This is a genomic window from Paenibacillus terricola (assembly GCF_014779765.1).
Classification (GTDB): Bacteria; Bacillota; Bacilli; order Paenibacillales; family Paenibacillaceae; genus Paenibacillus_T; species Paenibacillus_T terricola.
The window spans coordinates 1,268,641-1,280,380 of record NZ_JACXZA010000001.1; the positions used below are offsets into that span (position 1 = coordinate 1,268,641).

The window sequence follows — 11,740 nt, forward strand, 5'->3', positions numbered from 1 at the left end:
TATGGTACAATAGTCGATGAGGTGAATCCGAGAACATGTTCCTGAAACGGATCGAACTATCAGGTTTTAAGTCGTTTGCCGATAAAACAGAACTGGAATTCGTACGCGGCATTACAGCCGTCGTTGGTCCTAACGGCAGCGGCAAGAGCAACATTTCGGACAGCATACGCTGGGTGCTTGGCGAACAAAGCGCGAAGAGCCTGCGCGGCGGCAAGATGGAAGATATTATTTTCGCCGGATCAGATGCTCGTAAGGCGGTTAACATCGGTGAGGTATCGTTGACGCTAGATAATGGCGACAATGCACTGCCGCTCGAATACGAAGAGGTTACCGTTACTAGACGTGTACATCGAAGCGGTGACAGCGAATATTTGATCAATAAGCAGCCATGCCGGCTGAAAGATATAACCGAGCTGTTCATGGATACCGGTATCGGCAAAGAAGCCTACTCGATTATCGGACAAGGTCGGATTGAAGAAATATTAAGTACGAAGTCGGAAGATCGCCGCGGCATTTTCGAGGAAGCTTCCGGCATTGTAAAGTTTAAGTCACGCAAACGTGATGCGCAGCGGAAGTTGGATGAGACGGAGCAGAACTTGCTGCGTATTCATGACTTGGTATCCGAGCTGGAAGATCAGGTTGAGCCGCTGCGGAAGCAGTCGGAGAAAGCGATTCGTTTCAAAGAATTGCGCGAACAACTGAAAACCCAAGAGATTTCGATGTATGTTCATCAGATCGAGACCGTGCATGCGTCATGGAATACGTCTACAGCAAAGCTCGCCGATCTCGAACGTGAGCGGCTTTCGTATGCCTCCGTGGTCAGCAGACATGATGCGCTTCTCGAGAAGGATCGGATGCGATTGCGCGAGATCGAGCAGGAGCTTGATCAGCTTCACGAGCAGATGCTCCAACTTAGCGAAGATTACGAGAAATGCGAAGGTTATGGCGAAGTATTGAAGGAACGCAAGCGCAACTTGGAGCAGAACAAGCGCCAGTTGGAAGAATCGATGACAGCGCTTGATGAACGGATTGCATCTTTAATGAAGGAAGAGGCTGATTTCCGTGCGAAGTCGGCGTCGCTCGAAGAAGAGATTGCAAGACTGCATCGTCAACTTCTAGAGGAAGAATCGCAGTTGGCTGGCACGGTCGGAGAAGCGGGCACTGAGGCTGAAGAGTCGCTGAAGACGGAATTGCTTGATGTACTCAGTGCAATGGCGCAAGCTCGTAACGAGATTCGATATACGGAGCAGCAGAAGGATAACGTCCAGCGCAGAATCGAGCGAATCGGTGATGAGGAAGCGAAGTGGCAGCAGCAGCAGGAAGAACTCAAGGAAAGACGGAATGAGCTCTCGGCTCGTCTGAAGTCCACGCTGGAAGCACTGCAGGAAGCGAAACAAAAGTACACAGATGAAAGCGAGCAATCGCAATCACTGTATCAAATTTATGAAGAAACGCAGCAGACAGTACGCAAGTGGGAGCAGCGTCTCGATGCGCTCGTATCCCGTCGCGATACGATGAAAGAAATGCAGGATGCGCTTGATGGCTTTATGCACGGCGTCAAGGAAGTGCTGAAGGCATCCCGCAAGCAGCAGGGCGGCTTGAATGGCGTTCATGGTGCGGTTGCGGAACTCGTTCGTGTACCTGAGAAGTACGAGACGGCGATTGAAACCGTACTCGGCGGCGCGTTGCAGCATGTTGTGATGGAGAATGAGAGCACCGCACGTGCAGCGATCAGCTTCCTGAAGTCCCGGCAGCTTGGCCGTGCTACATTCCTGCCACTCGATGTTATTCGCGGCCGTAATGTGCCGGAATCCGATCGTCGCAATGCTGCCTCGATTAACGGTTTTGTTGGCATTGCCGCTGACCTTGTTTCGACTGATCGCCAATATGAGAGCATTGTCTCGAGTTTGCTCGGCAATGTCATTATCGCGGAAAATCTCGAACAGGCGAATAAAATCGCTTCGCAATGTCAATATCGTTACCGTGTCGTTACGCTTGATGGCGACGTTGTTAACGCCGGCGGTTCGATGACAGGGGGCAGCCTTCAGAAGAAGGGGGCGAGCTTGCTCGGCCGTCAGCGTCAGATTGAGCAGATGGATGACGAGATTGCTGAATGCAGAACGCAGTCCGAAAAGCTCCGGCAGAAGATGCAAGATCTGCGCAAGGAACAGTCGATCCGCAGCCAGAATATCGAGGAACTGCGTGAGCGAGGCGAACAGCTGCGTATTGAGGAGCAGCAGTTGAAGGCAGAACTATTGCAGCTAGACAAGCAGCTGCAGCAGTTGACGGAACAGCTTCAGCTCTACAGCGCAGACCGTTCGGGACAAGCGGAGGAACAGCGCGATCTCGCAGCAACTGCAGATGCCGCTCGTGTGCGGCTCGAAGAGTTATCCGTGCGGGAAGCGAAGCTGCAGGTCGATATTCAAGCGGCTGAATCACGCCGCAAAGCTTCCGAGTCAGCGCGTGAAGAGCTGCAAGGACAGCTAACCGACTTGAAAATCGCGGTGGCGAAAGCCGAGCAGGAGAAATTCTCGTTCGAAGATCAAGCGGCGAGATTACGTTCAGATGTGAATCGCGCGAAGCAGGAGATGTCCTCGCTGCGAAGCATGCATCAACAGCTTAACGAAGATGATGAGCGCCATGCTGCCGAGTCGGTCAGCCAGATCGAACAGCTTAACTCGCTGAAGCTGAAGAAGGATAATTGTTCAGAGCGTACCGATCTCATGCGTGCCCAACGCGCAGATATGATTAAAGGTCTTGAGGACGGCGAGAGCGAGACGAAGGAGCAGCGTGCCTTGCTGCGGGAAACCGAAGACAAGATGCGGCAGACGGAGATCGCAGTTAACCGTCTCGACGTCGAACTTGACAACTTGCTGCGCAAGCTGAGTGAAGAATATGAGCTCAGCTACGAGCTGGCGAAGGAACGCTATCCGATACCTGAGGATGTTGCCGCAACACAGAACGCAGTTCGCGATTTGAAGCGGCAGATAACATCGCTCGGCGATGTTAACCTAGGCGCAATCGAAGAGTATCAGCGTGTGAAGGAACGGTTTGAATTCCTTGATGCGCAGCGCATCGACTTGATTGATGCCAAGACGACGCTGTACCAGGTTATCAAAGAGATGGACGACGAGATGGCGAAGCGATTCCGCTCCACCTTTGAGGCGATCCGCGGTCACTTCGTTGTTGTATTCGGCAAGCTGTTCGGCGGCGGACGCGCAGATCTTATTCTTGCTGAGCCAGACCGTGTGCTCGATACCGGTATCGATATCGTGGCACAGCCGCCAGGGAAGAAGCTGCAGAACTTGCAACTGCTCTCCGGCGGTGAACGTGCCCTTACGGCTATCGCGCTGTTGTTCGCTATCTTGCAGGTGAAGCCGGTTCCGTTCTGCGTGCTTGACGAAGTTGAAGCAGCGCTTGATGAAGCGAACGTTGCACGTTTTGCCCAATATTTGCGCGAGTTCTCAGACTTGACGCAGTTTATCGTCGTAACGCACCGCAAAGGTACGATGGAAGAAGCAGATGTGCTGTACGGGGTTACAATGGAAGAAGGCGGCGTATCGAAGCTAGTATCCGTTCGGCTTGAGGATGAGTCGTTCATGGAGGACGGATCTGCGACTGCTTAACGATTACCGATATGTGAATAGGAAAGGAACGGCATAATATGAGTTTCTTTAAACGGTTGAAGGAATCGATTGCTTCCAAGACTGAAGCAGTCACGAATATTTTTAAAGAGGGTCTAGTCAAGACGAGTAAGGCCATCGTCGAGCGTGTGGAAGAGCTGATTACGCGCCGCAAGAAGATCGATGAAGAGTTTTTCGAAGAGCTCGAAGAAATTCTAATCAGTGCTGACGTTGGCGTGAACACGGTCGTGGGCCTGATCGACAGCCTGCGTGCTGAAGTGAAAGCCCGCAAGATCGAAGATGCTTCCGAACTTCAGCCTATTCTATCCGAGAAACTGGTTGAAATCTTGAAGGGCAAAGACGATCCAGAGCTGCACATGGCAGAGAGCGGTCTGACAATCATTCTATTCGTTGGCGTTAATGGCGTCGGCAAAACGACGACGATCGGTAAGCTGGCTCATAAGTTCAAGTCCGAAGGAAAAAGCGTCCTTATGGCTGCAGGCGATACGTTCCGTGCAGGGGCGATCGAGCAGCTGGAAGTATGGGGACAACGTGTAGGCGTTGATGTCATCAAGCAAAGCGCGGGTTCCGACCCGGCCGCAGTTATGTATGATGCCGTGCAAGCCGCTAAGCAGCGTGGTGTCGATGTACTGCTCTGCGATACCGCTGGACGCCTGCAGAACAAGAGTAACCTGATGGACGAGTTGAACAAAATCTTCCGCGTTATTCAGCGTGAAGTGCCTAGCGCGCCGCATGAAGTACTGCTCGTGCTTGATGCGACGACTGGTCAGAACGCACTTAGTCAAGCGAAGTTGTTCGGCGAGAAGAGCGGCGTAACAGGCCTGGTGCTTACGAAGCTTGATGGAACGGCGAAGGGTGGGATTATCATCGCAATCCGCAATGAGCTGAACCTGCCTGTGAAGCTTGTTGGCCTAGGTGAGAAGATGAACGACCTTCAAGTGTTCGATTCCGAACAATTCGTTCATGCGTTGTTCGCTGGTTTGATTCAAAGCAAAGACGTTCAGGGTGACGAAGAAGAACAGCAATAAAGGTAGTTAAGAGGTTATCCGAAATATTAGACTGCACTGACAAGTATAAAAGCTTGACACCTGTACTTCCGCCTTGTATGATAGGAGAAGTTAAGTGAGTGTCAAGTGATTATACTTGACGGAAGGGGACGTACTCGTGACCAGCGCCAACACGGATGCGCTCGAGAAGACGAATCGCATGAATATGCTGTTTGATTTCTACGAGCCGCTGCTGACGGATAAGCAACGAACGTTTCTAATGCAATATTTTATTGAGGATTTCACCCTTGGCGAGATTGCTGCTGAAGTCGGCATTAGCCGCCAAGCGGTTTACGAACATATAAAGCGTGCAGAAACCGTCCTTGAGAATTACGAAGCGAAGCTTGGTCTGCTCAGCCGGCATCAAGCGCTGCAAGGCGCGCTGGATGAGCTTGAAGCGCATATCGAGACGATGCCTCAGGACGGAACGCATACCGACACACTGAAGCAGATTGCAGAAGCGCTTCGGCAGGCGGAGCAAGCGAGAAACAAATAGTGAAGGCAGGTGAATCATCATGGCGTTTGAAAGCTTGACGAACAGGCTTCAGAATGTGTTCGGCAAATTGCGGGGCAAAGGGAAGCTGTCGGAGGACGACGTAAACGAAGCAATGCGCGAAGTCCGGCTGGCTCTGCTCGAAGCGGACGTAAACTTCAAGGTCGTCAAAGATTTTGTCGCCAAGGTGAAGGAGCAGGCTGTTGGCGTTGAAGTTCAGAAGAGCTTCACACCAGGCATGGTCGTCGTTGACATCGTTCATAAAGAGCTCATCGAGCTCATGGGCGGATCGGCAACGAAGATTGCGAAAGCTAGCAAACCGCCGACTGTCATTCTGATGGCGGGTCTGCAAGGTGCCGGTAAGACGACAACCACAGCTAAGCTGGCGATGATGCTCATGAAGGGCAATCATAAGCCGCTGCTCATCGCTGGTGATATTTATCGCCCGGCTGCAATTAAGCAGCTTCAAGTGTTGGGCGAGCAGATCAAGGCTCCGGTATTCACGCTCGGTAACGATGTGTCTCCGGTAGAGATTGCACGTCAAGGTCTTCAGTACGCGAAAGCGAACAGTCATGACTATGTCATTGTCGATACAGCAGGCCGACTGCAGATCGACGAAGCGCTCATGGAAGAGCTCAAGCAAATCCATGCCGAAGTGAAGCCGGATGAAGTGCTTCTCGTCGTTGACGCTATGACAGGTCAAGAAGCGGTCAACGTCGCGAAGAGTTTCCATGACCAGCTTGAGTTGACAGGCGTCGTATTGACGAAGATGGACGGCGATACGCGTGGCGGTGCAGCGTTGTCGGTCAAGGCCGTTACAGGCTGTCCGATCAAGTTTGTCTCGATGGGCGAGAAGATTGAGCCGCTTGAACCGTTCCACCCGGAGCGTATGGCATCTCGTATTCTCGGCATGGGCGACATGCTCTCGCTGATCGAGAAAGCGCAATCGAGCATTGACGCTGATAAAGCAGCGGAGATGGAACGGAAGATGCGCAACGCCGAGTTCACCTTCGAGGATTTCCTCGAACAGATGGAGCAGGTTCGTAAGCTCGGACCACTGGATCAGCTGCTCGATATGCTTCCAGGTATGAACAAGGTCAAGGGCATGAAAGACATGAAAGTTGATGATAAGCAGATCAACCGCGTTGAAGCGATCGTTCGCTCGATGACGACGGATGAGAAGCGGAATCCAGACCTCTTGAATTACAGCCGTCGCAGACGGATTGCTGCCGGCAGCGGCACGAACATTGCAGAAGTCAATCGTCTCATCAAGCAGTTTGAAGAGATGCGCAAGATGATGAAGCAATTTTCCGGCATGATGGGCAAAGGCGGCAAAGGTATGAAAGGCTTGAAAGGGCTCATGGGCAAAGGGATGAAATTCCCTCGCTAATGGTCTAAGCAGTTGATTCTTGTAAGGAGGTGAAACAAAATGGCAGTTCGTATTCGTCTGAAACGTATGGGTGCTCACAAAAACCCTTTCTATCGTGTAGTCGTATCTGATTCCCGTTCCCCGCGTGACGGCCGCTTCATCGAAGAAATCGGCACGTACAATCCGGTTGCACAACCGGCACAAGTGAACATCGATGAAGAGAAAGCACTGAAATGGCTGCAGAACGGTGCGCAAGCATCTGACACGGCTCGCAACTTGCTTTCGCAAGTAGGCGTCATGAAGAAATTCCATGAACTCAAGCAACAGAAATAACTGTTGAATGGTGGAGGGCCTGAAGATGAAAGAATTAATTCTTGTCATAGCTAAGGCTTTAGTGGATCATCCGAATGACGTTCGCGTCAGTGAGAAGGAAGACGCGCGAGGTAATCTCGTATTCGGCTTGTCCGTCAATCCTTCCGATGTCGGTAAAGTAATCGGCAAACAGGGCAAAATCGCAAAAGCGTTGCGCACTGTCGTGTCGTCTGCTGCGGTGAAGTCCGGTCGCCGGATTACGATCGACATCGACTCATAATTGTACAAGCCACCTTAAGGGGTTAGGATGAATGTCCTAATCCTTTTTTAATACATAGCCATTTAAGGGTTTACAAGTTTCCCATCGCGATGGGAACAATAAAGACGAATTTTTTCTTAAAGTGCGTGATGACAAGCGTGCTTTTTGAACGACCTCTTAAAAAGTCGACTATTGAACATGAGTTCATCTCTTGTGCTGAATAGCCGCCTTTTTAGGTAGAAGCAGATAACGTTATTGTTTAGAAAGGAACGAATGGATAATGGCAGACAAATGGTACACAGTAGGCAAGCTGGTCAATTCGCACGGCATTCGCGGTGAAGTGAAGGTATGGCCGCAGACGGATTTTCCAGAGGTGCGTTTCGCTAAGGGAAGCATTTTGACGCTTGTTGATGAGGAGAAAGGCGCTCCAAGTATTAAAGTAGAGGTTGTAAGCGCCAGATTGCAGAAGAATGTATATATTGTAAAGCTGAAGGGCTATGACAATATTAATGATATTGAGAAATATAAAGGCTGGGCGCTGAAGGTCTCGGAGAACGATCTGGTGGAGCTGCCGGAGGATGAATACTATTACCACCAAATTATTGGTTGTACCGTTGTGACAGACGAGGATGTAGAGCTTGGCAAGGTTACTGAAATCCTGACGCCAGGCGCCAACGATGTATGGGTTGTTAAAGGCAAGGATGAGCGTGGCAAAGCCCGTGAAGTGCTGCTGCCGGTCATTGACGATGTACTGATCAATGTGGACGTAGCCTCTAAGGTGATTAAGGTGAAACTGCTGGAAGGGCTGATTTAACGCCGTGCGTATCGATGTATTGACATTGTTCCCAGAAATGTTCGACGGCGTGTTTAACTCCAGCATTCTGGGTAAAGCGCGAGAGAAGGGCATTGTGTCGCTGCAAGCCGTCAACTTCAGACAGTTCTCAACGGACAAACACAGCACAGTCGATGATTACCCGTATGGCGGGGGCGGCGGGATGGTGCTCAAGCCGGAGCCGATGTTTGCAGCAGTTGAAAGCCTCGTTCCTGCTGATGGCCCACGTCCGCGCATTATTCTCATGTGTCCGCAGGGTGAGACGTTCACGCAGCAGAAGGCAGAGCAGCTGTCGAGCGAAGAACATCTGATCTTCGTGTGCGGCCATTATGAAGGTTACGACGAGCGAATTCGCGAGCATCTAGTTACAGACGAACTGTCCATTGGTGATTATGTGCTGACAGGCGGCGAGCTGCCAGCAATGGTCGTCATCGATAGCGTGGCCCGTTTGCTGCCAGGCGTGTTGGGGAATGAGAATTCGGCAGTAACCGATTCGTTCAGCACAGGCCTGTTGGAATACCCGCATTACACGCGTCCTGCTGTGTTCCGTGATTGGGAAGTGCCGGAGATACTCCTATCAGGCCATCATGGCAAGATCGAGGCTTGGCGGCGTGAGCAATCGCTTCTAAGAACGTTCAAGCGACGTCCGGATTTGCTTGAGCAGGCGGATTTGACGAATAAGGAGCGCTCCTGGCTGCAGGGCGTTCGCGAACGTGAAGAGCGCCTCATGGAACGAGCGGCTCAACCAGATGTTGATGGTGCCCACAAAGATTAGATATATTGTTGTGTTATAGCACATACTGTGGTATAATTTTAAATGTTGTGCGAAAGTCGGACGGTCCGCTATAAGCCATGACCTGACTTGCATTACGGAGTCGGTGAGTTTATAAGAACGTCTGTGGGGAAGGAGTGAATACAAGATGAATATTGTACAAGCGATTACGCAAGAGCAACTGCGCAAAGACATCCCTAGCTTCCGTCCAGGCGACACGCTGAAGGTATACGTTAAAGTCATCGAGGGTTCGCGCGAGCGTATCCAGCTTTTCGAAGGCGTCGTTATCAAGCGTCGTGGTGGCGGTATCAGCGAAACGTTCACGGTTCGTAAGATTTCTTACGGCGTAGGCGTGGAAAGAACGTTCCCGGTGAACTCGCCGAAGATCGATAAAATCGATGTGGCTCGCCGTGGTAAAGTTCGTCGTGCGAAACTTTACTACCTGCGCGAACTGCGCGGTAAAGCAGCAAGAATTAAAGAAATCCGTTAATCGGATGGTTGAAGAGGGGCTTGCCAATAACAAGCTCCTCTTCGCGTTTCATGGGTATAATTATGATGTCAGTTGCGGCAGGTCATGTTCGCAAGCGATATAAATAAGATTGAGCGAAGAAGGTGAGCATATGGACAACAATCGAATCGAAGGCCAAGAAGAACAGCATCATGCTTCGTCAGAAGCTACGGAAACAACGCACGATTTTGAGGATGGCGGTGTACAAGCTGGTCAGGCGACAGCAGTTGCTGCTGGGAGCAAGTTCGGCAAAGAGATTTTTGAATGGGTTAAAGCGATTGCAATCGCGGTCATACTCGTGCTCATCATTCGCTGGTTGCTGTTTATGCCCTTCATTGTCGATGGACCGTCCATGCAGCCGAATTTCCAGACTGGTGAACGCGTGATCGTCAATAAAATTTTGTACAAAATCCGTGAGCCTAAGCGTGGTGAAGTTATCGTATTCCACGTTCCAGAGGAAGGTCGCAATTTCATTAAACGTGTTATCGGTGTAGAAGGCGACACGATCCGTTATGAGGGCGACGATTTGTATGTGAATGGCGAGAAAGTGGATGAGACATACATAAAGGAAGCGATCGATCAAGCTCACGCGGAAGGCCATGACTATAATAACAGCCAGTTTTCGCAGAACTTCCCGAATGAAAGCTTTACGGAGTCGGTAGTTCCGAAAGGTCATATTTTCGTCCTAGGCGATAACCGTCCTGAAAGTAAAGACAGCCGAATGATCGGCTTCGTCTCGCTTGATGAAGTAATTGGCCGGAGTGACGTTATTTTCTGGCCGATGGATAAAGCGAAGATTGTTAAACATCATTAAGATTCGAACGTGATACAATCGTATCAGATAATGAATGACATGCCTCGTGGACGCTGCGATTGCAGAGGTCTGCGAGGCATGTTGGCTATGAGGTGACATAATGAGTATTCAATGGTTCCCGGGGCATATGACGAGAGCCCGGAGACAAATTCAAGATAAGCTGAAGCTGATCGATCTTGCCGTTGAGCTGCTGGATGCACGAATTCCGCTGTCCAGCCGTAATCCGATGATCGATGATATTTTACTGAATAAACCTCGATTGATCGTGCTTGGCAAGAGTGATCTTGCAGATCCGCGAGAAACGGAAGCGTGGATTGAGCGTTTCAAATATGAAGGCCACGAGTGTATTGCGGTTGACGCATCGACGGGAACGCGTGTTGGGGAAATTCCTGATCTTGCTAGAAAATTGATGCAGGAGAAGATCGACCGACAGATCGCGAAAGGGATAAACCCTCGCGCAGTACGAGCGCTTATCGTCGGTATCCCGAACGTAGGGAAATCAACGCTGATTAACCGTCTTGCTGGTCGTAACATTGCCATTACAGGTGACCGCCCAGGCGTTACGAAAGGTCAGCAATGGATTAAGGTCGGTAAAGAGATGGAGCTGCTGGATACGCCAGGTATTCTATGGCCGAAGTTCGAAGATCCAATCGTTGGCTACCGGCTCGCGATGACAGGTGCAATTAAAGAGCAGATTCTTGATATCGAAGATATTGCTTTTTATGCCACGCGCGAGCTCATTAATCGATACTGGGATACGCTCGTTGAACGATATGGCATTGAGGAAGAGCGTCCAACAGATACCGAAGAAGCCGAAAATATCGTTCGCATTATGGAGGCGATTGGACGCAAGCGCGGCTGTCTCATTAGCGGCGGTCGTGTCGATCTAGAGAAGACATCCGGTATTATTTTGCGCGAGCTGCGTGCAGGTAAGCTTGGTCGATTGACGCTTGAGTCGGCTTCTACTTACTAGGGGATTAAGAACTACGGCAGAAATAACCGTCATGGGAGATGCGGGTATGCTGGAATATGAGAAGCAGTTGTGGGAGCAAGGGTGCACACTCATTGCAGGAATTGATGAGGTTGGACGCGGCTGCTTATTTGGTGACGTCGTCGCTGCAGCCGTCGTGCTGCCTCCTGGATTAATTCTAGAAGGCATTAATGATTCGAAGAAGCTCTCGGAGAAAAAGCGGGAAGAACTGTACGATGTTATCGTTGAACATGCGCTATATTGGTCTGTAGCTCGAATTGATGCGGCTGAAATTGACCGAATCAATATTAAGCAGGCTTCCAGACTTGCAATGAAACGTGCTGTGCAGACGCTGGGAGCAGATCCCGAACATTTGCTGGTGGATGCGGAGAAAGTTGATCTGGACATTCCTCAGCAGGCGATTATTAAAGGCGATGCGACGAGTCAGTCTATCGCAGCGGCTTCGATTATGGCGAAAGTGACTCGGGACCGATTGTGTAAGACAGAATGGGAAATGCTCTACCCAGGCTATGGAATTGCCATACATAAAGGGTATGCGACGAAGGTTCATCGGGAAAGCTTGCTAACGCTTGGCCCTACGCCGTTGCATCGGAGATCGTTCTTGGGCAACATTATGGCGGAGATGGAGCAGCAGGTTCTATTCTAATGTACAAACGAATAATTAAGCGATCGTCTCGAATGGCATACTTCGAATGAAGTA

The 11,740-nt window shown here is 50.6% G+C and carries 12 protein-coding genes; all 12 read left to right on the forward strand.

The genetic code is table 11. From position 1 onward, the window contains the following. The first annotated feature begins 35 nt into the window (after nt 1-35). The 12 genes from smc to rnhB all read left to right on the forward strand — a co-directional run bounded on the left by smc (nt 36) and on the right by rnhB (nt 11,686). Nucleotides 36-3,626 (forward strand): chromosome segregation protein SMC, encoded by a 3,591-nt coding sequence (gene smc, locus H8B09_RS05550; protein ID WP_191202423.1) that lies wholly within the window; start codon nt 36-38, stop codon nt 3,624-3,626. A gap of 38 nt (nt 3,627-3,664) precedes the next feature. Further along, entirely contained in the window at nt 3,665-4,672 is a 1,008-nt protein-coding gene (ftsY, locus tag H8B09_RS05555; RefSeq protein WP_191202424.1) for a signal recognition particle-docking protein FtsY, read from the forward strand. Nucleotides 4,673-4,850: 178 nt separating this feature from the next. Then, nucleotides 4,851-5,186 (forward strand): YlxM family DNA-binding protein, encoded by a 336-nt coding sequence (gene ylxM, locus H8B09_RS05560; protein WP_397376048.1) that lies wholly within the window; start codon nt 4,851-4,853, stop codon nt 5,184-5,186. Nucleotides 5,187-5,205: 19 nt separating this feature from the next. Further along, nucleotides 5,206-6,573: a signal recognition particle protein gene (gene ffh, locus H8B09_RS05565; RefSeq protein ID WP_191202426.1), complete on the forward strand. Its 1,368-nt coding sequence runs from the start codon at nt 5,206-5,208 to the stop codon at nt 6,571-6,573. A 39-nt stretch (nt 6,574-6,612) separates the two neighbouring features. Then, nucleotides 6,613-6,885, forward strand: a complete 273-nt coding sequence (rpsP, locus tag H8B09_RS05570) for a 30S ribosomal protein S16 (RefSeq protein WP_191202427.1) — start codon at nt 6,613-6,615, stop codon at nt 6,883-6,885. A 25-nt stretch (nt 6,886-6,910) separates the two neighbouring features. After that, a complete protein-coding gene (locus tag H8B09_RS05575; RefSeq protein WP_191202428.1) occupies nt 6,911-7,144 on the forward strand; it encodes a KH domain-containing protein in 234 nt (77 codons plus the stop codon). A gap of 259 nt (nt 7,145-7,403) precedes the next feature. Then, the gene (gene rimM / locus H8B09_RS05580; protein ID WP_191202429.1) at nt 7,404-7,937 is read left to right on the forward strand and encodes a ribosome maturation factor RimM; all 534 of its coding nucleotides are present in this window, start codon (nt 7,404-7,406) and stop codon (nt 7,935-7,937) included. Between the two features lie 4 nt (nt 7,938-7,941). After that, nucleotides 7,942-8,730, forward strand: a complete 789-nt coding sequence (gene trmD, locus H8B09_RS05585; protein ID WP_191202430.1) for a tRNA (guanosine(37)-N1)-methyltransferase TrmD — start codon at nt 7,942-7,944, stop codon at nt 8,728-8,730. Nucleotides 8,731-8,875: 145 nt separating this feature from the next. After that, on the forward strand, nt 8,876-9,217 hold the full coding sequence (gene rplS / locus H8B09_RS05590) for a 50S ribosomal protein L19 (protein WP_006036563.1): 342 nt from the start codon (nt 8,876-8,878) through the stop codon (nt 9,215-9,217). A gap of 130 nt (nt 9,218-9,347) precedes the next feature. Beyond that, on the forward strand, nt 9,348-10,049 hold the full coding sequence (gene lepB / locus H8B09_RS05595) for a signal peptidase I (protein ID WP_191202431.1): 702 nt from the start codon (nt 9,348-9,350) through the stop codon (nt 10,047-10,049). Between the two features lie 100 nt (nt 10,050-10,149). After that, on the forward strand, nt 10,150-11,022 hold the full coding sequence (gene ylqF, locus H8B09_RS05600) for a ribosome biogenesis GTPase YlqF (RefSeq protein WP_191202432.1): 873 nt from the start codon (nt 10,150-10,152) through the stop codon (nt 11,020-11,022). 46 nt (nt 11,023-11,068) lie between these two features. Next, complete coding sequence (gene rnhB / locus H8B09_RS05605; protein WP_191202433.1) at nt 11,069-11,686, forward strand: ribonuclease HII; 618 nt, start codon at nt 11,069-11,071, stop codon at nt 11,684-11,686. Nucleotides 11,687-11,740: the final 54 nt, after the last annotated feature.